General features: G+C 68.8%; 19 protein-coding genes. 12 read left to right on the plus strand and 7 right to left on the minus strand.

The features are described from left to right. Window positions 1–61: 61 nt before the first annotated feature. The 3 genes from J7E91_RS16655 (at window position 62) to J7E91_RS16665 (ending at window position 1,493) form a co-directional block, all read left to right on the plus strand. Window positions 62–913, plus strand: a complete 852-nt coding sequence (locus J7E91_RS16655) for a DUF5753 domain-containing protein (RefSeq protein ID WP_214904731.1) — start codon at window positions 62–64, stop codon at window positions 911–913. A 14-nt stretch (window positions 914–927) separates the two neighbouring features. Beyond that, window positions 928–1,128 carry a DUF397 domain-containing protein gene (locus J7E91_RS16660; protein ID WP_214904735.1) on the plus strand — a complete coding sequence of 67 codons (201 nt, stop codon included), beginning with the start codon at window positions 928–930 and terminating at the stop codon, window positions 1,126–1,128. 164 nt (window positions 1,129–1,292) lie between these two features. Continuing rightward, window positions 1,293–1,493 carry a DUF397 domain-containing protein gene (locus J7E91_RS16665; protein ID WP_214904737.1) on the plus strand — a complete coding sequence of 67 codons (201 nt, stop codon included), beginning with the start codon at window positions 1,293–1,295 and terminating at the stop codon, window positions 1,491–1,493. Here J7E91_RS16665 and J7E91_RS16670 read toward each other — a convergent pair. From J7E91_RS16670 to J7E91_RS16695, 6 genes are all read right to left on the minus strand, one after another. Continuing rightward, a complete protein-coding gene (locus J7E91_RS16670) occupies window positions 1,423–1,848 on the minus strand; it encodes a hypothetical protein (RefSeq protein ID WP_214905309.1) in 426 nt (141 codons plus the stop codon). The genes J7E91_RS16665 and J7E91_RS16670 overlap by 71 nt on opposite strands. Window positions 1,849–2,152: 304 nt before the next feature. Next, window positions 2,153–2,758 carry a hypothetical protein gene (locus J7E91_RS16675; protein ID WP_214904740.1) on the minus strand — a complete coding sequence of 202 codons (606 nt, stop codon included), beginning with the start codon at window positions 2,756–2,758 and terminating at the stop codon, window positions 2,153–2,155. Beyond that, window positions 2,715–7,463 carry a putative T7SS-secreted protein gene (locus J7E91_RS16680; protein ID WP_214904743.1) on the minus strand — a complete coding sequence of 1,583 codons (4,749 nt, stop codon included), beginning with the start codon at window positions 7,461–7,463 and terminating at the stop codon, window positions 2,715–2,717. Before J7E91_RS16680 ends, J7E91_RS16675 begins: the two co-directional genes overlap by 44 nt. Next, the gene (locus J7E91_RS16685) at window positions 7,463–8,077 is read right to left on the minus strand and encodes a hypothetical protein (protein ID WP_214904746.1); all 615 of its coding nucleotides are present in this window, start codon (window positions 8,075–8,077) and stop codon (window positions 7,463–7,465) included. Before J7E91_RS16685 ends, J7E91_RS16680 begins: the two co-directional genes overlap by 1 nt. Beyond that, window positions 8,074–8,466, minus strand: a complete 393-nt coding sequence (locus J7E91_RS16690) for an SseB family protein (RefSeq protein WP_214904749.1) — start codon at window positions 8,464–8,466, stop codon at window positions 8,074–8,076. Before J7E91_RS16690 ends, J7E91_RS16685 begins: the two co-directional genes overlap by 4 nt. Before the next feature lie 315 nt (window positions 8,467–8,781). Beyond that, window positions 8,782–9,411, minus strand: a complete 630-nt coding sequence (locus tag J7E91_RS16695; RefSeq protein ID WP_214904751.1) for an NADPH-dependent FMN reductase — start codon at window positions 9,409–9,411, stop codon at window positions 8,782–8,784. 92 nt (window positions 9,412–9,503) lie between these two features. On the opposite strand from J7E91_RS16695, the gene J7E91_RS16700 reads away from it, so the two are divergent. The 4 genes from J7E91_RS16700 (at window position 9,504) to J7E91_RS16715 (ending at window position 12,568) form a co-directional block, all read left to right on the plus strand. Then, window positions 9,504–10,310 (plus strand): aminotransferase class IV family protein, encoded by an 807-nt coding sequence (locus tag J7E91_RS16700; protein WP_214904753.1) that lies wholly within the window; start codon window positions 9,504–9,506, stop codon window positions 10,308–10,310. A 219-nt stretch (window positions 10,311–10,529) separates the two neighbouring features. Then, entirely contained in the window at window positions 10,530–11,144 is a 615-nt protein-coding gene (locus tag J7E91_RS16705) for a hypothetical protein (RefSeq protein WP_214904756.1), read from the plus strand. A gap of 166 nt (window positions 11,145–11,310) precedes the next feature. Next, the gene (locus tag J7E91_RS16710) at window positions 11,311–11,940 is read left to right on the plus strand and encodes a class F sortase (protein WP_214904758.1); all 630 of its coding nucleotides are present in this window, start codon (window positions 11,311–11,313) and stop codon (window positions 11,938–11,940) included. Window positions 11,941–12,184: 244 nt separating this feature from the next. Beyond that, window positions 12,185–12,568: a VOC family protein gene (locus J7E91_RS16715; protein ID WP_214904760.1), complete on the plus strand. Its 384-nt coding sequence runs from the start codon at window positions 12,185–12,187 to the stop codon at window positions 12,566–12,568. 56 nt (window positions 12,569–12,624) lie between these two features. Here J7E91_RS16715 and J7E91_RS16720 read toward each other — a convergent pair whose 3' ends face one another. Beyond that, complete coding sequence (locus J7E91_RS16720) at window positions 12,625–13,407, minus strand: TSUP family transporter (protein ID WP_214904763.1); 783 nt, start codon at window positions 13,405–13,407, stop codon at window positions 12,625–12,627. A gap of 288 nt (window positions 13,408–13,695) precedes the next feature. Here J7E91_RS16720 and J7E91_RS16725 point away from each other — a divergent pair, with 288 nt between their 5' ends. From J7E91_RS16725 to J7E91_RS16745, 5 genes are all read left to right on the plus strand, one after another. Further along, window positions 13,696–15,081: an NAD(P)/FAD-dependent oxidoreductase gene (locus J7E91_RS16725; protein WP_214904766.1), complete on the plus strand. Its 1,386-nt coding sequence runs from the start codon at window positions 13,696–13,698 to the stop codon at window positions 15,079–15,081. Between the two features lies 1 nt (window position 15,082). After that, window positions 15,083–17,614, plus strand: coding sequence for a nitrite reductase large subunit NirB (gene nirB / locus J7E91_RS16730; protein WP_214904769.1), 2,532 nt, complete (start codon window positions 15,083–15,085; stop codon window positions 17,612–17,614). Then, window positions 17,611–17,940 (plus strand): nitrite reductase small subunit NirD, encoded by a 330-nt coding sequence (gene nirD, locus J7E91_RS16735; protein ID WP_214904772.1) that lies wholly within the window; start codon window positions 17,611–17,613, stop codon window positions 17,938–17,940. The genes nirB and nirD overlap by 4 nt, the downstream gene beginning before the upstream one ends. A 50-nt stretch (window positions 17,941–17,990) precedes the next feature. Continuing rightward, window positions 17,991–18,575 carry a TetR/AcrR family transcriptional regulator gene (locus J7E91_RS16740; protein WP_214904774.1) on the plus strand — a complete coding sequence of 195 codons (585 nt, stop codon included), beginning with the start codon at window positions 17,991–17,993 and terminating at the stop codon, window positions 18,573–18,575. Window positions 18,576–18,676: 101 nt separating this feature from the next. Next, entirely contained in the window at window positions 18,677–19,447 is a 771-nt protein-coding gene (locus J7E91_RS16745) for an SDR family NAD(P)-dependent oxidoreductase (RefSeq protein ID WP_214904776.1), read from the plus strand. Window positions 19,448–19,451: the final 4 nt, after the last annotated feature.

Consider the following 19,451-nt stretch of genomic DNA (forward strand, 5'->3'; position numbering starts at 1 on the left):
TTGCCAATTGCCCCTTGTGGGTGACACGGGCACACTGCGTGCACACGAAGAGGGGAGCCTCATGCCACCCAGCACCGCACCCACCCTGCGACAGCGCCGTCTTGGTGCCGAGCTGCGCAAACTCCGTGAACACGCGGGCCTGACCGCCACTGCCGCCGCCACCCTCCTCGGCGTCAACCAAGCGCGAATCAGCAGCATCGAAGCCGGCCGCTACGCCGTCAGCGCCGACCGGGTCCGCGCCTTCGCCCGGGCCTACTCATGTGGAGACGATCAACTCGTGGAGGCTCTCGCCGCCATGACCGGCGGTCGCAAGCGCGGCTGGTGGGACGAACATCGCGAGTATCTGCCTGCCGCGTTCGCCGATCTAGCGGAACTGGAGTATTACGCCGCAGAGTTGAGAGTGGCCGTGGTGATCCACATCCCAGGACTCCTCCAGACACCGGACCACGCCCGTGCGCTTTTCAACACCGTCGTCCCGCCCCTGCGCCCGTACGAGGTGGAGCACCGCATCTCCCACCGCATCAAGCGACAGGAGATCCTCTACCGGGATCCTCCAATCCCATACACCGCGATCATCCACGAAGCCGCCCTTCGCATGGGTTTCGGTGAATCCGCAACAGCCCGAGCCCAACTCAAGCACCTCATCGCAATGAGTGAGCTCGACCACGTCACCATCAGAGTGATCCCCTTCAGCAAGGCCACGTTCCCAGGCAACGGCCAGTCCATCGACTACGTATCCGGCCCTGTGCCGCAGCTCGACACTGTGCAACTCGACGTGCACCACGGCTGCGACTTTCTCGATGCCGAAGCCCAGTTGGCAAAGTACCGATCAGTTTTGGACCGCATGGAGCACAGCGCTTTGAAGCCTTCCGCGTCCCGCGAGTTCATCCACCGCATTGCGCAGGACATCTGAGAAAGGAATCCACCGTGCCCACGTCACCCTGGCAGAAGTCCACCTACAGCGGAGACAGCTCCAACTGCCTGGAGGTCGCCGCAGAAACAGGAGGTATCAAGCTCCGCGAAAGCGATGACCCGGAGGTCATCCTCACCGCCACAACCCAAAGTGTGCGCCAGCTCGTACTCAGCCTGAAGACCCACGGGCTCAGCCCGCGTTCCGCCGACGCCTGAAAGGGGCCCGGCATGCCGACCGCTAGCGAATGGTAGAAGTCCTCCTACTGCGCAGAGGGCAACGCCTGCGTCAACATCGCCAAGGAGCTTCGCAGCCTCATACACAGCCTCAAGAGCGGCATCACCGTCCACCGCTCGGCCCACGGAAGCTGAGAGCAGGCACCATGCCGACCTTCACTAACTGGCAGAAATCGTCCTTCAGCCCAGACGGATCCAACTGCCTGGAGGTCGGCGTCACCGAAACGATAGGCATCGAACTGCGCGAGAGCGATGACCCGGCCCTTCGCCATAGTGCTAGGTGTGATCCGCAAATGGTGATTCGATATTTCCCCAATGGAAAATATAGTCACCGCCTGCTTGACTAAACGAAACCTCAGCGCCAGCAGTTGGCAGGTCGAATTCGGCGCGCAGCCACCCGTCCATTGCGAGCGCCGCAACTTCGGATCGGTAGTCGTTCAATGGCGCTCGAAGCGAAACTACTTGGATACCCAGACCTTTTGGATGGCGTGTCGCCAAGATTTGTGCGTGTAGCGCCACTCCGAAGGAGAGCCAAGCGGCATCTTTCCAATAAAGTCCGCCAAGTGGATAGGCCAGCCAGATATTTTGGTGGATCCGCAGGGAGCACTCGGAAGATTGATCGGATGCAACGGGGTGGGCGGTCAAGTCGGCGGCGAGCCCGCCGGTCGGACTGCGGAGCCGGTATTGGAACAACGTTTCCATGGCACCCTTTTGGCGGGCGAACCGCTCGACGCAGTTTCCTTGTGACCCCAACAATGCGATACATCCCCCCTTCGCTCTTTCTCGATCTGCACTACGAAGTCTGCGCACCTTCACGCACAAGCGCCTCACTGGCTACGGACCAGGATTCGACTCCGCAGTTATCGCATACCTCGGAAATCCGGTCGACTTCCGAAATTATGCACCTTCCCTTCCCAGGTTTACGTTCCATAGGTCTCCCCCCCCGGTCAGTCGTCCGCCGACTCACGAGCGTGTTACGTGTTCAGAGAGGCGGCCACATCCCGGGTCAGGGCAAAGACGGAATCAGTTCCAACCACGTCGCCACCTTGCGGCAAAGAGGATCGCCTGGATCAAGAAACTCCTTGATTTCCACAAGAGACTGAAGGAGGTTTTTAATTCTCCGCAACCGCAACATTTCTGCCCGGCCAGCCTCCCGCCAGCGAGAGGCCGAAAATGCTACCGAGTCGAGCTCAGAATCAACCCCCGCAATGACCTGACCGCAAAGTGCTACCGGATTCCTGAAATCATCTTCCTGATCCTTCCCAAATTCTCGGATCACGTATGCGCGAATCCGAGCTTCCGCAGCGAGTGGAATCTTGGGATCCGGGTCTCCCTCACGCTTGGAGTGGATAGCTTTAACAGCCAATCGCCCCCACTCAATGCGCTCGCTCGCATTCCGCCGCACATCCTGCATCCTGCCAACACACAACGTACGCATACCCTCCCACCACGAGTCCGCAGCTGAGCCTACTGCGGCTCGATCGACAATCTCCCGCACCTCGCTTACGGATAGTTTTGCCGCAAATTTCAAATCAGGCTGATTGCCGCCCGAGGGCCCCTCTTGACCGTTACACAAAGGGAATTCCGGCCCGTTCAAATGCTTCTCTTCCAATTTTAAGGCTTTCCAGTGATGGCCGATAGTGGCCGCTATTGTTATTGAGTTCGAGACCAAAATATCCCCCTCCCCCGCCAGCGATCTCTGCTTCTCCCGCACTTATGACTGGCCCACCTCCCGTGAGGACGGGGTGCTTCAATTCCACGCCATCAACATGCTTAGGGATCACTAGGAGATCCCCTTCCGGTGTCACGGCCCACTTTACGGTTCCTGAGTTGACCGCCGCATCGAACCCTTCACCTCCTACCCGGATGGGCGTCACCCCTAGACGCTCAGCCGTTGCCAGTTCCTGCCCCAACTCGTCAGGCAGTTGATTCTCGTAGGGCGCGAGACCGTGCGGGTCGCCCCAGGTGTGAGGGTTGTGGACGTATGCCGTGGGATTGTCTGCGGGCGCGAGGCCAAACGGGTCGGGGGTGAGGTAGCGGGCGGTTTCGGGGTCGTAGTGGCGGAAGTAGTTGTAGTGGAGGCCTGTCTCTGGGTCGAAGTACTGGCCGGGGAAGCGAAGAGGGGTGTAGGCCGTAGCTGTCCGGTTCCAAGCCGTCGTGCCCCAGAGCGTGCTGCGGGACCGCCACGCGATGTCGCCCTGTTCGTCGACGAGTTCTGTCGGGGTGCCGACGAGGTCTGTGACGATTGCGTAGAAGCGGGCGTCGATTTCCTCCTGAGAGGTGTCGGCCGCCGAAGTCTTGCGTTCCGTCTGGGTCAGGGGGCGTAGGCCGTCATGGTCCCAGGTGAGGGTGAGCGCGGGAGCGTGAGGAGTGCCCGGGGTGTGCGTCGTCTGTTCGCACAGTGTCGTGCCGTCCCAGGTGAAGTCGACCTGTTCCGCGATCTTTTCGGAGTCGTCTGCCGCAAGGCGCTGTTTCGCGATGCGGCGGCCCAGTGGGTCGTACTGGTAGCGCCAGGTCGTGCCGTCCGGGGTGAGGACCGAGACCAGGCGGTCCTCGGCGTCCCACGTGTAGCGCCAGGTGTCCGGCTTGCGGGACAGGCGTGGCTTCTGGCGGAGTGTGATGCGGCCTGCCGTGTCGTGTTCGTAGCGGACTGCGCCCGCTGTGCGGATGCGTGTTCCGGTGTAGGTGCGCGGGCCGACCGCTTCCTGGCCCGGCATGGGGGGCGGCCAGGATGCCGAGGTCTGGTTGCCCGCCTCGTCGTATGCGTATGTCTCCGTCCAGCCTGCCGCGTGGACCGCGGTGACCCGGCCTGCCGCGTCCAGGTCGAAGCGGCTGGATCCGTTGAGCTGGTCGTCGATGCCGACCAGGTTGCCGTCCTCGCGGTATGCGTAGGCACGCTGCTGGATGCGCCGGTCGGCCGGGCCGAACAGCTCCTGTTTGGTCAGGCGGCCGAGGTCGTCGAAGGCGCTGGTGAGAGTCAGAGCTCCGCCGAGGTGGCGGGAAAGTTCGCGGCCTGCCTCGTCGTGCTCGAAGGTCAAGGTCCGACCAGAGGTCGTCAGTTCGGTGCGGTTGCCCGCCGCGTCGTATCTCCAGGTGCTGACCGCACCCGCCGGGGTGGTACGGCCGGTTCGGCGGCCCAGTGTGTCGTAGGCGTACGTGACCGCGCGGCCGTTGACCGTCTCCGCCAGCAGGCGGCCCGCGTCGTCCCGCTCCAGCGTCAGGTCCGCGTCCGGGCCGGTCGCCCGGGCAAGGCTGCCCGTTACGTCGTACGCGTACGTCGTCACCGCCCCAGCGGCGTCTTTCTTCACCGTGCGACCCAGCACATCCCGCTCGAAGCGGATCACCGCACCGGAGGCTGTTGTCCGCGTCGTCAACTGACCTGCTGCGTCATGGGCGTACGTCAGCGCCCGGTCGTCGAAGTCCGTTTCGGCTATCAGGCGACCAGCCGGGTCGTACTCGTACCTCCAGGTCAGACCCTGGGGGTTGATGACCTTCCGGAGCTGGAGTTCCGAGTCGTGCTCGAACTCATAACGGACCCCGTCCGGGCCCGTGCGGGCCGACATCAGGTCGAAGTGCGTGTACTCGAAGGTCGAGACGGCGCCCATCGCGTCCGTGTGTGACGTGCAGTTGCCCTCGCCGTCGTACGTCCACGTCTCCGTACTCCCGTCCGGAGCGGTGCGCCGCGACAGCTTGCCCTCGACCGTCCACTCCAGCCGCGTCGTCGCACCCAGCGGGTCGGTGACCGCGACCGGACGTCCGAAACCGTCCCGCTCGTAACGCGTCACAGCGCCCAAGGGGTTGGTGACTTCCAGGGGGAGGCCTGCGGCGTTGCAGCAGACCGTGGTCCTCGCGCCCAGCGCGTCCGTCACCCCGGACAGGTGGCCGAGCTCGTCGTACGTGAAGCGAGTCGTGGCCCCGGAGGAATCCGTGTGCTCCGTGCGGTTGCCGAACTCGTCGAAGGACTGGGCGCCGTATGTCCCGTCGGCCCCGGCGATGGAGACGGGCAGGCCCTGGTCGTTGTAGCCGACGCTGGTGTAACGGCCGTCGGGCCGGACGGCCATCACCATGCGGCCGGCCTTGTCGTACGCGTAGCTGAGCGTGCGCCCGAGCGGGTCTGTGATGGTCAGGGGACGGTCGTACCGGTCGTACGTGGTGTGGGTGGTGGCTCCGTCCGGGGCGATCTCTTTGACGACCTGCAGGTCACGGTTGACGTGGTAGCGCGTGCTGTGGCCGAGGGAGTTGGTCGCAGTGATGACCCGGTTACCGGTCTCGGGGTCGGTGTCGTCATAGGTGAACGTGTTGCGGAGGTGGCCGGCTTCGCCTGACTGAGAGATACAACGCGCCTGGTCGTCGTAGACGTACCTGTAGGACGAGTTGTTGGTATCGGTCCAGGCGGTGATCCGGCCGAGTGAATCGTTGGTGAAGCGGGTCGGGAGGCCGGACGGCTTGGTCACCGCCGCCAGGTGGCCGTGTTCGTCGTAGCCGAAGCGGACCAGCTCCTGGTCGCCGCCGTCCTCTGCCGCGTGGGCGAGGTGCAGGGCGGTTATTCGGTCCTCGGCGGTCGTGATCTTGAGGTGATAGCCCGCCGAGTGCACGATTGCTGTCGGGGCGCCTTCGGTGTCGTACTCGAAGGTGAGCCACTGGCCCGAGCGGTCGATGACCTGGGCCAGGAGGGCGATGCCGTTGCCGTCGCCGCCCGGGGCGGCGAAGTCCCATATTCGACCGCTCAGCTCATCGGTGACGGTGTAGTCGCCGTGGGCGTCGATGGTCAGCGGATAGCGCCCGCCCTCCAGGGGCAGCGTCGGCACGCCGGGCGCCGGGTGGGGGTAGGCCAGCATGGCGCCGTTGTCACGGATGAAGATGACGCCTTCTGCGTCGATCTCCAGGCGCTGGTCGGCGGTGGAGGTCCAGCTGGGGCCGAACCAGCGGCCTGCCCGGTAGGACGACTCGAACTGCCGCGAGAAGACCAACGGCAAGCGGGCGGGGAGTGATACGTCGGTCTGCGACAGCGCCATCCGGCCGGTGGCCATGTCGATGGGGTCGCCGAACCACTTGCATTTCAGTTCCCTGGCCAAGTCCTTGAGCGCCGCGCCGACACTTCTACGGGCCGTGCCCGTGCCCGCTCCTCGGGCGGCTCCTCGGGCCGCTCCCCGGGCGGCGCCCTTGGCCAGCCCGCCCGCTCCCTTGGTTCCGATCACGTTGGACAGGAATCTGCCGGCGGTGTCTCCTCGGTCGCTGGACCATCCGGAGCCGATGATTCCCATCGGGATCCGCTCGGGATGGGCCACCGTGCCGAGCAGGTTCATCGCCAGCGCATGGTGCTGCTTGCTCCACTCGGCGGGGTGGGTGAGGTTGTAGGGATCCAACGGATTGAGCGTGCGCGCCATCACCACTGCGTCGCCCAGGCCCTTGGCGAAGCCGCCGACCAGGTGCGCAAGGTCCATGCTCGTGCTCAGCACATGGTCCTTGGCCTCGGCACCGAGCCGGTCGCTGAGCGCCGGCTTCTGCGGCGCCTGCTCCAGAGCCTGTTTGATGCGCAGGTACGCGTCGCGTGCCGCCTCGGTGCGCTGGCGGCGGGCCTCGGTCAGGATCTCCTGTGCCTCGCGGCGGGCCGCCTCGCCCGGGTCATGGAACGTGCCTGGCTGGGTCGGCTTCGGGCCAGGATCACCGCCCGTCGCGGCAATCTTGTTGTACTGGGTGGCGGCCTGGTTGTACTGGGCGACCTGCGCGTCATACACCTTGGCCGCGCTCTGACTGGCCCGCTGAGCACTCTTGTACGCCTCGATCGCGGCCAAAGCCTGCCCCTGCGCCCAGCTCACCGCTTCCCCGTACGCCTTCAGAGCCTTGCCGGCCTCCTCACACGCGTCGGCCGCCTTCAACCACGCCGGCGGCTGCATCCCGAACTTCTCCCGGAACGCGTCACCGGCCTTGCCCTGCCAGGCACCGCTGTCCAGACCACGCAAACCCTGGCCGACCGTCTCGAACGCCTTGCCGAAGTCAGCCAGGTGGGACGCCCGCGCCTCAATCGCCGGGGCGCTGCCGTGAATGAGTTCCCTGGGATCCTCGCTCTCGCCCAACTGCCGCTCGGGGACATCGCCCCCCAGGCGGTTGCTCACACCTTCGCCGTAGTCCCGCACGCCCTCGGCGATCCGGTCGGCCCCGACCGAGGACAGGCCGTCGGCCACCTTGTCCGTGACCCGGTTGGTGGCCTCGCCGACGCTCTCCTTCGCGGAGTCCAGGGCGCCCTCGGCCCTGGCACCGATGTTGTCGACACCGCTCTTGATCGCGCCGCCTATATCGGGCAGGTCGATGCCCATCAGCGCTCACCACCCGCAGAACCCCCGGCGGGCGCCTGCTCGGCTTGGGGCGGGCCGTCCCACTGCCATTCGGTATCGTCCTGCCACCCCGTCAACGGCGACGTCCCGAAGTCCTCCACCGCCTGAGCGACGGCCTCGCTCTTCCCCGCCTCGGCCTCCACCACGGACTCCGCGCTGTAGTCCGCGTCCATCACATGGCCGACCACGTTGCCCTTGAGCACCGTGTCCTTCACCGACGTCTTCTCGATCTCCTCCGCAGAGGCGTACGGGTTGCCGCCGACCTGATTCCACACCGTCTTGAACGTGTTCGCCGCGTACCGTTCCTCCTCGTGGTAGAGCCCTGCGTTCAGTCCGAGCCCGGCCGCGAAATTACTGGCGTCCTGCATCAGGGTGCGCACCCCCCAGCCCCACCGGTCGCAGAACTCCGCGAAGATCTCCTGCAACGGCTTGTCACCCAACTCCAGGCCGGCAAGCTCCAAGTCGTCGAAGCCCCGCCCCAGATTCGCATCGACATCGAACCCGAGCTCCTTCAGCTCATCCATCGCCAGGTTGATGCCCTTGGTGATCTCACCCAGTGACTCGGTATCCGCCCGGTACCCGCCCGCGTCGCTCATACCGCAGCACCCGCCACATCCAGCGCCACCGCGTCCGGCACGATCCCGGCCACCGGTGGCAGCACCATCCCCGCCGGACTTCCGACATCCACCGCGACCCCCACCGGCCCACCAATATCCGGAATCACCTGGTCCACAAGCCGGGCCCCGAACACCGGCACCCACTCATCAACAACCTCGCCCCGCTGCCGCGCGAAGACCTCCAGCGCCTCCACACTCGTGAACGCGAACAACCAGCGGACCGGCCCCGTCGCCACCGAAAGCAGCGCCCCCTCCACCACCGGCACCAGCACCTCACTGCGCCGGAACTCACCCACCAGCGACCGGAGGTCCCCCTCCCCAGTCCCCGCCAGCTCCGTCAGCCGCAGCGCCAACGCCTCAGCACGCATACCCGCCACCCCCGTTGCTCATTGCGTACGCGAACCCTCACCGTAACCGACGGGTCTGACAACCCACTGTGAGTGGTCACAGTTCAAGCCGCCGTCGTCGCCGCGAACTGTGGCGCGTGCAGGCGGGCGTACGCGCCGTCCGTGTGATTCGGATCAAATGAACGCAAGTACAACAAGACATCGGGCGCACACCGCCAGTGACGCGGGCACCCTCGGCTGAACGGCCACCGGCCTTCACCCGATCACCATCCTGCCTGGTGGGCACCGCCGTCAGTTCTGCATGGCAGACGATTTCGGGGTCCCGCGTCGCCGCCGTCAGCCGGTGTACGGGCGGGCGGACTTGGCGTTTCTCAGGGCGTGTGCCCACCAGGTGAGCTGGTTCAGCAGGGCCTTGGCGGCGGTGTTGGGGGCGGACGGGTCCTTGTGCCGGCCGTCATCGTCGAAGTGGGCTCGGGGGCCGTGGAAGCTGACGGTGTCGCGGATGGTGGTGGCGTGCATTTCGGCGAAGACCTGGCGCAGTTGCTCGACGGCGCGCAGGCCGCCCGACATGCCGCCGTAGGAAACGAAGCCGACGGGCTTGGCGTGCCATTCGCTGCCGGTCCAGTCGATGAGGTTCTTGAGGGAGGCGGGGAAGGAGTGGTTGTACTCGGGGGTGAGGACAACGAAGGCGTCGGCGGCGTCGAGGCGCGGGGAGACCTGGGCGAGGACTGCTTTGACCTCGTCCGACGGGTTGAAGGAGAGGGCGGTCGGCAGTTCGATGCCGGCCAGGTCGATCACATCGATGTCGAGGTCGTCGTGCTCGGCGGTCCGGGAGAGGAACCAGTCGGCGATGACGGGGGCGAAGCGGCCCTCGCGATTGCTGGCGACGATGACGGCGACCCGCAGCGGGGCGGGGGCGTCGGAAGGGGTGTTGACCTGGGCGGATACGTGCGTCGTGATGTCCATGCGGCAAGACTCGTACCTCAACCATGATTGAGGTCAAGCTGTACGCGCGGGGACATCTCTCAACACGCGCGCGCCGCCTCTACGGTGGTCGCATGACCACACCTCCCGCATCCGCCGCTCCCCACATCGAGGTCGACGGCCGAAGGGCCACCACGGCGGACGACCTGCTCGTCCCGGCCCTGTACGGCGGTTACGCCCACTTCACCGCGATGCAAGTCAGGGACCGCGGCGTGCGCGGACTGCGCCTGCACCTCGCGCGACTCGACGCCGCCACCCAGGAGGTGTTCGGCGTCGGGCTCGACGGGGAGCTGGTGCGCGAGCGGGTGCGGCACGCGCTCGACGGGGCCGGGGTGCACGACGCCGCGGTGCGCGTGTACGTGTTCTGGGCGCCCGAGGCAGAGGCGCCCACCCTGATGGTCACCGTCCGCCCGCCCGCCACCATGCCGCCGACGCCGCGGGCCCTGATGTCGGTCCCGTACGAGCGTCCCTTCCCGCACCTCAAGCACCTGGGCGGCTTCGCCCAGACCCACTACGGCCGGCTCGCGCGGAACGCGGGCTTCGACGACGCGCTGCTGACCGGTCCGGGCGGAGTCGTCACGGAGGGTGCGATCACCAACATCGCCTTTTACGACGGCACTTCGGTCGTCTGGCCCGACGCGCCGTCGCTGCACGGCGTCACCATGGCCCTGCTCGAAGCCCGCCTCCCGGAGTCCGGCCTGCCGTCGGTGCGGGGCCCGGTGACGCTGGACGGTCTCGGCACGTACCGGGCCGCGTTCGTCACGAACGCGCAGGGCATCGCCCCGGTGCGGCGTATCGACGACACGGAGTTCGCGGTCGACGAGGAACTGATGAAGACGGTCATGTCGGTGTACGAGGCGACGCCCTGGGACCGCGTCTGAGGCGGCCCGGACACCCCGCCCGTCACCCATTCGGTGCGCAGGGCGGGGCGGACCGTCCAGCCTGCCGCCGCCCGGGTGCTGACCTGGGTGAACGCGGCTCGTGCCGGGCGTGGCGCCTGGTGGGAGCGGGCCATCTGACCTGGCTTCAGCAGGCGCCCGGCGCGTACGGCCACTTATCTCGGGAGGGAGTGCCGTACCGACGCTTCCGGGAGGATCACCATGCGCCCTGCACTTCTGCTGACCGGTACCGCGCTGGCGGCCACCGCGATCGGCCTCGGCGCAGGACCGGCGTACGCCGAGAACGGCACGCCGCAGCACACGCTGGAGGTGTATCCGGCGACCGCGGGCCCCGGTGCGGCCATCACGGTGAACACCACCGCCTGCGGCGCCGACAGCGGCGGCACGGGCGACGCCAACTCCGTCGGGGCGGGCGACTTCCCGCTGCGGCCCGCCACCCACAAAGAGGTCGCCACCGGGCAGTTCAAGCTTCCCCCCGATGCCCCGGACGGAACCCACGACATCGCTGTGGCCTGCGACAACGGCAACACCGCCGAGGGAACTCTCACCGTGACCGCCGGTCCGCCGCCCGAGTCCCCCCACCCCGACCCGGACCGTGATGACCCGACCCACCACGACTCGGCTCACCACGACCCGACCCACCACGACCCGGCCCACAGACCCACGCACCCCACGGGCCACGTCAAGACCGGTGTCGGCGGGTCCGCGGGCCCCGACACCACCCAGATCGCGGCGGGCGTGGCCGTACTGGCCGCGACCGCCGTCGGCGGTACCTGGCTCCTGCGTCGCCGGGCGAGCGGCACACGGGAGCGCTGACGGGGGGGCCCTGCCGCGCCGTACCCGTACCGCCGGAGTTCCCCGTGCCTCCGCCCTGGCCCCGAGCCGGGCGGGGGCACGCGGGGCGTACGCCCCGGAACGGACCGGAACGGACCGGACCGGGACGGGCTGGACTGGACTGGACTGGACTGGAGGGTGATCAACTATGACGGACCGGCGTACGAAGGGCGGGCTCGTCGCCATCGCCGTCTGCACCGGCCTCTGGCTGATCCAGAACGGCGCCGCGGGTCAGGACCCGCCCCGGCCGTCGTCCGCCGAGGCGTTCGCCGCCGGTTCCGAGCACGTCCCGAGGAGCACGGTGCCGCCGGCGCCACCGCTGCGGCCCTCCGAGCCCGTACGGATCCGGATACCCGCCGTGCACGTGGACGCACCTGTCATGCGGCTCGGCCTCGCCCCCGACGGAAGCCTCGACGTACCGCCGGCCGGGGACCGCAACCTCGCCGGCTGGTACAAGGACGGCACCCCGCCCGGCGCCGAGGGCACGTCGGTCATCGCCGGGCATGTCGACAACGCGCGGGGCCCGGCGGTCTTCTACCACCTCGGCGCGCTGAAGAAGGGCCACACCATCGAGGTGGTGCGCAAGGACGGGCGTACCGCCGTCTTCACCATCGATGCCATCGAGGTGTACGACAGCGAGGACTTCCCGGAGGAGCGGGTGTACGCCGCCTCCGGGCAGGCGGAGCTGCGGGTGATCACCTGCGGCGGAACGTTCTCCGAGAGGACCGGCTACCGGGGGAACGTGGTGGCGTACGCGCACCTCACGGCGGTGCGCTGACCGGCTGGGGCGAAGAAGCCGGATTCGTCCGACCGTGACCGGGTGGCATTCAGGCCGGACGGCGACCCCGGACACGGTCTTGCCGCGGTCGAGCAGGCGGATGCGCACCGCCCCGCTGGGGGGGTGTACCGGGTCAGATCCGCCCGGCCGATCCGGCCGGATCGGCCGGGCGGGTTCCGCGTTGTCGGACGCCTTGCACGCGGCCGACTGTCGACTCTCGGGTCGTCTACGTACACTGCCGGGCATGGCATGCCGCATCAGTGAGCTGGTCATCGACGCCGCCGACCCCGACCGGCTCGCCGCGTTCTGGAGCGAGGTCCTCGGCTACGTCGAACTCGGCCGGGAAGACGACGGAAGCATCGAGATCGGGCCGCCCGACGCCGGCTTCGGCGGCCCGCAGCCCACCCTCATCCTCAGCCCCAGCAGCGCCCCGCGGACGGGGAAGCTCCGACTGCACATCGACGTCAACGCCACCGACCGCGACCAGGACGCCGAGCTGGAGCGGCTGCTCGCTCTCGGCGCCAGGCCCGCCGACGTCGGCCAGACCGGCACCGAGAACTGGCACGTCCTGGCCGACCCGGAAGGCAACGAATTCTGCCTCCTGCACACCCGGCTCCAGCCCCTCTGACCACGTCCTCCGCTTCAGACGGGGCCCGCCTCGGACCGCGTGCCAACTACGCCGACCTACGTCCACTGATCGAAGGCCAGCTTCGCGACCAGCGAGAAGACGACCACCAGCAGCACCCCGCGCACGAACTCGCTGCCCTTCCTGAGCGCCATCCGCGCGCCCGCCATCGCGCCCGCCAGATTGAAGAGCGCCATGAGGGCGGCGAGCTGCCACAGCACCGTTCCCTGGTAGGCGAACATCGCGAGCGCACCGGCATTGGTGCAGACATTGACGATCTTGGCGTTGGCGGAGGCCGTGACCAGGTCGAGGTGGAGCACGGCGGTCAGCGCCAGGACGAGGAACGTGCCGGTGCCCGGGCCGAAAAGGCCGTCGTAGAAGCCGATGCCGCCGCCGACGAGGACGATCGCGGTGACCGTACGGGCCCGGGTGACCGGCGTCTTCGCGTCGGCGGCGGCGCGGCCGAAGGAGGGCCGCAGGAGCACGAAGGCCGCGACGGCGAGCAGCACCACCATGATCACCGGGCGTAGTACGCCGCTGCTGATCCCGGCGGCGAAGAACGCGCCGGTCATGGAGCCGACGAGGGCCGCGAGCCCGATCCGTATCGCCGTCCCGACCTTCACCGGAGCCTTGCGAAGGTACGTCACCGCGGCGCCCGAGGTGCCGACGATCGCCACCGCCTTGTTGGTACCGAGGACGTGCGCGGCGGGCACGTGCGGCAGGCCCAGCAGCAGCGCCGGCAGGAGCAGCAGCCCTCCACCGCCCACCACCGCGTCGATCCAGCCGGCCGCGGCGGCGGCGATGCAAAGGACAACGAGCGCGGTCAGCGATATGTCGGGCATGATCGCGACCCTAGGGAGGGGGTGGGTGTGGCGTCCATCGATCCCTGGAGAGTTGAGCGACATCTGAGGTTCCGGCGGGCGGTGCCGGGGCGGGTCCGGACAGTGCCCAGGCGGGTCCGGGCGGCGCGGCCCCGGCCGGACAGGACGGGCAGCGCGGCCCCGGCCGGACAGGACCGGCAGCGCGGCTCCGACCCCTCACAGTGCGGTACGCGTGGCGCTGAGCGCAGTGTTCCCCGCGGGAAACAGACGGGATGCGGTCGGGTAACACCGCCCCCGCACGCTGCAGTCATGAGCAAGGACATCGTGGTGATCGGCGGCGGGACGGCGGGTGCCCGGCTGGCCCGGCAACTGACCCGCCGGACCACTCCGGCGGCCGCGTCGTCGGTGCCGACGACGCCGGCGGCGACGCCGACCGTCACCGTCATAGGTGAGGAGGAGCACGCTCCGTACAACAGGGTGCTGCTCGCCGAGGTCCTCTCCGGCCGCTACGGCCCCGAGGTCATCGCGCAGCCGGAGACGCCCGTACGGCGCGGAGTGCGGGTGGTCCGTATCGACCGTGCCGAGCGGGTGGTGCAGTGCGACGACGGAAGCGTCGTCCCGTACGGCACGCTGGTCCTCGCGACCGGCTCCAACCCGGTCCTGCCGCCGCTGCGCGGCCTCGGCGCCGACCTCCCCGACGGCGTCCACCCCTTCCGCACCCTGGACGACTGCCTGGCACTGGCAGCCGCCGTACGCGAAGGCACCCGCGCCGTCGTCATCGGCGGCGGCCTCCTCGGCGTCTCGGCGGCCCGCGCGCTCGCGGAACGCGGCGCTCAGGTCGTACTGGCCCAGCAGGGCGAACACCTCATGCAGCGCCAGCTCGACCCGGAGGCCAGCGAGTTGCTGCGCGGTCACCTGGAGACGCTGGGTGTCGAGGTCCACACCGAGTGCCGGGTACGTGGCCTGCGCTGCGAGGCCGGGGAGGGGGCCGCCGGGACGGTGCGGGCCGTCGAGCTCGCCGACGGCTACGCCCTCGACGCGGACCTGGTCGTCCTCGCCTGCGGTGTACGCCCCCGAGTAGGCCTCGCGCAGGCGGCGGGCCTGGAGGTGCGCCACGGCATCGTCGTGGACGACGAGCTGCGCACCTCGGACCCGCACATCCGCGCGATCGGTGACTGCGCCGAGCACAACGGCCGCGTATACGGTCTCGCGGGTCCCGCCCTCGAACAGGCCGACATCCTGGCGGCACTGCTGCTCACCTCGCCGTCGGCCGCCGCACTGGCCGCCCCGCCGTCCGGTCACGCCGATACCGCAGACACCGCCGACGCCGTCGCGGCTGCGGTGTCCGCCGGGCTCGTAGCGGCGGTCACCGGTCCCGCGAGTGCTTCCCTGCCCCGCTACACCGGCACCCGCGCCCTCACCCGTCTCACCCTCAACAGCCGCGGCACCGGCGCCGGCGCCGGGCCGCTCGACCTCGCCGCCTTCGGCGAGACAAATCCGCTCCCCGGTGACGACGTCGTCCGGCTCGCCGATGCCACCCGTGGCGCGTACCGCAAAGTCGTCGTTCGCGGGGACCGGTTGATCGGCGGCATCCTGCTGGGCGATCTCGGCGCCGTCGGCGAACTCGCCCGCACCTGGGAGGGTGACGAACCGCTCCCCTCCACCCCGTTGTTCCATCTGCTTGGAGGCGCCTGAGATGTCCACACCACCCACGATCGTGGTCGTCGGCCACGGCATGGTCGGCCAGCGCTTCCTGGAGGCCCTCGCCGAGCGAGGCGTGACGGAGAGGGCGCGAGTCGTCGTCCTGTGCGAGGAGCCGCGGCCCGCGTACGACCGCGTGCAGCTCACCTCGTACTTCTCGGGCCGCACCCCGGACGAGCTCGCTCTCGGCGAGCCCGGCTTCATGGAGCGGCACGGCATCGAGCTGCACCTCGACGACCCGGCGACGGCCATCGACCGCGAGGCCCGCACGGTCACTTCGCGCGCCGGCCGGACCTTCGCGTACGACGCGCTGGTACTCGCCACTGGTTCGTATCCCTTCGTACCACCCGTTCCGGGGAAGGACGCGGAGGGCTGCTTCGTCTACCGCACCATTGAGGACCTCCTCGCGATCGAGGCGTACGCGAAAACAGCGCGTACGGGAGCGGTCGTGGGCGGCGGACTGCTCGGTCTGGAGGCGGCGGGCGCGCTGAGCGGTCTCGGACTCGACACGCGCGTCGTGGAGTTCGCGCCCCGCCTGATGCCCGTCCAGGTCGACGAGGGCGGCGGCGCGGCTCTGCTCCGTACGATCGAGGGCATGGGGCTGACGGTCCACACGGGCGTCGGCACCCAGGCCGTCACCACGGACGACGCCGGCGTAGTCAACGGCATGTCCCTGTCGGACGGTTCGACGATCGAGACCGATCTCGTCGTCTTCTCGGCGGGTGTACGGCCGCGCGACCAGCTGGCGAGGGACTGTGGTCTGCCGGTCGGCGAGCGGGGCGGCATCGCCGTCGACGAGCAGTGCCGTACGTCCGACCCCGCCGTCTTCGCGATAGGTGAGTGCGCCCTGGCGTCGGACGGCCGGGTGTACGGGCTCGTGGCGCCCGGTTACGAGATGGCGGAGACGGCCGCCGAAGCGATCACTGGGACGCTCGCGGGAACGGCCGAAAGCGCGAACCGGGCGTTCACCGGTGCGGACATGTCCACCAAGCTGAAGCTCCTCGGTGTGGACGTCGCGTCCTTCGGTGACGCGCACGGCCACGCGGAGGGCTGCCTGGACGTCACGTACTCCGACTCCCGTTCCGGCGTCTACAAGAAGCTGGTGGTCAGCCCGGACGGCACGCTCCTCGGCGGTGTGCTGGTGGGCGACGCCGACGCGTACGCGATGCTGCGACCGCTCACCGGTTCCGTACCGCCCGTCGCACCGGAACAGCTCATCGCGCCGGCCGGTGGCGGCCAGGTCACCCTCGGCCCGTCCGCCCTCCCCGATGACGCGGTGGTCTGCAACTGCCACAACGTCACCAAGGGTCAGGTGACGGCCTGCTCCACGCTCCCCGAGGTGAAGAAGTGCACCAAGGCGGGGACCGGCTGCGGCAGCTGCGTGAAGCTGATCGGCCAGTTGCTTCCGCAGTCGGGCGACAAGGGCCTGTGCGGCTGCTTCCCGCACACGCGCTCCGAGCTGTACGAGATCGTCCGCACCCTGCGCATCACGTCGTACGCCGCGCTCCTCGACTCGCACGGCCGTGAGGAGGCCCGCGGCGGCGACGGCTGCGAGATCTGCAAGCCGACGGTCGGCTCGATCCTGGCCAGCCTGAGCAACGGCTACATCCTCGACGGTGAACAGGCCGCCCTCCAGGACACCAACGACCACTTCCTCGCCAACATGCAGCGCAACGGTTCGTACTCGATCGTGCCGCGCATCCCGGGCGGCGAGGTCACCCCCGAGAAGCTGATCGTGATCGGCGAGGTGGCCCGCGACTTCGGGCTCTACACGAAGATCACGGGTGGCCAGCGCATCGACCTCTTCGGCGCCCGGGTCGACCAGCTCCCGCTGATCTGGACGCGGCTGGTGGACGCCGGCTTCGAGTCGGGCCACGCCTACGGAAAGGCCCTCAGGACGGTGAAGTCCTGTGTCGGACAGACGTGGTGCCGGTACGGCGTCCAGGACAGCGTCCGGATGGCCATCGACCTGGAGCTCCGCTACCGGGGCCTGCGCGCGCCGCACAAGCTGAAGTCGGCGGTCTCGGGATGCGCGCGTGAATGCGCCGAGGCACAGTCCAAGGACTTCGGTGTCATCGCCACAGCGAACGGCTGGAACCTCTACGTCGGCGGCAACGGCGGCGCGACCCCGCGGCACGCCGATCTCCTCGCCCAGGACCTGTCGGACGCGGAACTCGTGCGGCTCATCGACCGGTTCCTGATGTTCTACATCCGCACCGCGGACCGCCTGGAGCGCACGTCCACCTGGCTGGAGCGGCTGGAGGGCGGCCTCGACCACCTCAGGGACGTCGTCGTCCACGACTCGCTGGGCATCTGCGAGCAGCTCGAAGCCCTGATGGCCACCCACGTGTCCGGCTACCGCGACGAATGGGCCGAGACCATCAACGACCCCGAGCGGCTGTCCCGGTTCGTTTCGTTCGTCAACGCTCCCGACGCGCCGGACCCGTCCGTACGGTTCGTTCCCGAGCGCGACCAGATGAAGCCGGACCTGACCGTTCTCACCCTCGAAGGGACCCGTGCCGGATGACCCTGCAACTGCGCATCGACGACTCCTGGTTCACCGCCTGCGACCTGTCCGCCCTCACACCCGGGCGCGGTGTGGCGGCCCTGCTCCCCGACGGCCGCCAGGCGGCGCTGTTCACGGACCGCGCGGGGCGCCCGTACGCCATCGACAACCGCGACCCGTTCTCCGGCGCCCAGGTGCTCTCCCGTGGTCTGACCGGAACCGCGAACGGCCGTCCCTTCGTTGCGTCGCCTCTCCTCAAGCAGCGCTTCGACCTGGAAACGGGGCACTGTCTGGACGACGAGACGGTCTCGGTGCAGACGTTCGCCGTACGCGTCGGAGCTAATTGACCGATCGCCGCTAATTGACCGATCGTTCCAGAACGGCTACCGTTCCGGACGTGGCCAGGACCAAGGAATTCGACCCCGACGCCGCGCTGCAGGCAGCTCTGGAGCTGTTCTGGCGGCGCGGTTACGAAGCGACGACCATGGCGGACCTCGTCGACCACCTCGGCATCGGGCGCGCCAGCATCTACGCCACGTTCGGCAACAAGCACGAGCTCTACCTGAAGGCGCTCGACCGGTACGCCGACTCCCGCAACCCGCGCCTGCTCGGCGAGCTCTCCCAGCCGGGCCCCGCACTGCCGGCCGTGCGTGCGGTGCTGCGGCGGTTCGCCGCCGAGGCGGCCTCCGACAAGGAACGGCTGCCCGGCTGCTTCGTCACCAACACGGCCGCCGAGCTGGCCCCGCACGACGACTCGGCGGCCCGCCGGGTGGAGGTGAGCTGGGAGCACATGGAAACCCTGCTGCACTCCGCGCTCGTACGGGCCCAGGCACAGGGCGAGCTGCCCGAGGACCGCGATCCGCGGGCGCTCGCCCGCATGCTGCTCGTGCTGATGCAGGGCCTGCGAGTCGTCGGCAAGGCCTCCAGCGACCCCGCCCGCGTGCGGGACGCGGCCGAACAGGCGCTGACACTTCTCGACTGACCGGCCCAACGACACCACCGACCACTTCCGGGGCGCCCTCAGGGCGTCTCTTTTACGCCCCAATAACAGAACGCTCGTTCAAATATAAGGACGGACCGATCATGACTGCTCGCTTCTCCGGCAAGACCGCCCTCGTCACCGGCGCGGGCTCCGGCCTCGGCCGCGCCATCGCTCTCGCCTTCGCCGCCGAGGGCGCGAACGTCGTCGTAGCGGGACGCCGCGCCGCGCCCCTCGACGAGACGGTCGCCCTGGCACGGCAGACGGGCGGCGTCGGCACCGCGGTCGCGGTCACCGCCGACGTCAGCCGTTCCGAGGACGTGAGGGCGCTCGTTCGCGAGAGCGTCGAGCGCTTCGGCAGCCTCGACGTCGCGGTGAACAACGCCGGCGTGTTCCGGGGAGGCGGTCCCGTCGCCGAGCTGTCCGAGAACGACTGGCGCACGCTCCTCGACATCAACGTCACGGGCGTACTCCTGTCCATGCAGGCCGAGATCGACGCGATGCGCTCCCAGGAGAACGGCGGGGTGATCGTCAACATCTCCTCCAACCTCGGCGCGCACCGGCGCATCCCCGGCGCCGCCGGCTACATCGCCTCCAAGGCCGCCGTATCCGCCCTCACCCGCGCCGCCGCCCTCGACCACATCCAGGACGGCGTCCGGATCAACGCCGTCAGCCCGGGCGCCGCCGCCACCACCATGTCGCTGCACCCCGGCGAGAGCGACGCCGAGCGCGCCGTCCGCATGAAGGACGAGTCTCCGCTCGGCCGGATATCGACGACCGGTGAGGTTGCCGCCGCCGTGCTGTATCTCGCCTCCGCCGACGCCGCGTCCGTCGTCGGAAGCGAACTCGTCATCGACGGAGGCGCCTCCGCCTGACGAG

The organism is Streptomyces sp. ISL-99 (genome assembly GCF_018614005.1).
GTDB lineage: Bacteria > Actinomycetota > Actinomycetes > Streptomycetales > Streptomycetaceae > Streptomyces > Streptomyces flavidovirens.

Bases quoted from the DNA above. Each gene is read 5' to 3' on its own strand.
- J7E91_RS16670 (WP_214905309.1), bottom strand. From the start codon at position 1,848: ATGGAAACGTTGTTCCAATACCGGCTCCGCAGTCCGACCGGCGGGCTC.
- J7E91_RS16655 (WP_214904731.1), top strand. From the start codon at position 62: ATGCCACCCAGCACCGCACCCACCCTGCGACAGCGCCGTCTTGGTGCC.
- J7E91_RS16745 (WP_214904776.1), top strand. From the start codon at position 18,677: ATGACTGCTCGCTTCTCCGGCAAGACCGCCCTCGTCACCGGCGCGGGC.
- J7E91_RS16685 (WP_214904746.1), bottom strand. From the start codon at position 8,077: ATGAGCGACGCGGGCGGGTACCGGGCGGATACCGAGTCACTGGGTGAG.
- J7E91_RS16690 (WP_214904749.1), bottom strand. From the start codon at position 8,466: ATGCGTGCTGAGGCGTTGGCGCTGCGGCTGACGGAGCTGGCGGGGACT.
- J7E91_RS16695 (WP_214904751.1), bottom strand. From the start codon at position 9,411: ATGGACATCACGACGCACGTATCCGCCCAGGTCAACACCCCTTCCGAC.
- J7E91_RS16710 (WP_214904758.1), top strand. From the start codon at position 11,311: ATGACGGACCGGCGTACGAAGGGCGGGCTCGTCGCCATCGCCGTCTGC.
- J7E91_RS16715 (WP_214904760.1), top strand. From the start codon at position 12,185: ATGGCATGCCGCATCAGTGAGCTGGTCATCGACGCCGCCGACCCCGAC.
- J7E91_RS16680 (WP_214904743.1), bottom strand. From the start codon at position 7,463: ATGGGCATCGACCTGCCCGATATAGGCGGCGCGATCAAGAGCGGTGTC.
- nirB (WP_214904769.1), top strand. From the start codon at position 15,083: ATGTCCACACCACCCACGATCGTGGTCGTCGGCCACGGCATGGTCGGC.
- J7E91_RS16665 (WP_214904737.1), top strand. From the start codon at position 1,293: ATGCCGACCTTCACTAACTGGCAGAAATCGTCCTTCAGCCCAGACGGA.
- J7E91_RS16700 (WP_214904753.1), top strand. From the start codon at position 9,504: ATGACCACACCTCCCGCATCCGCCGCTCCCCACATCGAGGTCGACGGC.
- J7E91_RS16725 (WP_214904766.1), top strand. From the start codon at position 13,696: ATGAGCAAGGACATCGTGGTGATCGGCGGCGGGACGGCGGGTGCCCGG.
- nirD (WP_214904772.1), top strand. From the start codon at position 17,611: ATGACCCTGCAACTGCGCATCGACGACTCCTGGTTCACCGCCTGCGAC.
- J7E91_RS16705 (WP_214904756.1), top strand. From the start codon at position 10,530: ATGCGCCCTGCACTTCTGCTGACCGGTACCGCGCTGGCGGCCACCGCG.
- J7E91_RS16720 (WP_214904763.1), bottom strand. From the start codon at position 13,407: ATGCCCGACATATCGCTGACCGCGCTCGTTGTCCTTTGCATCGCCGCC.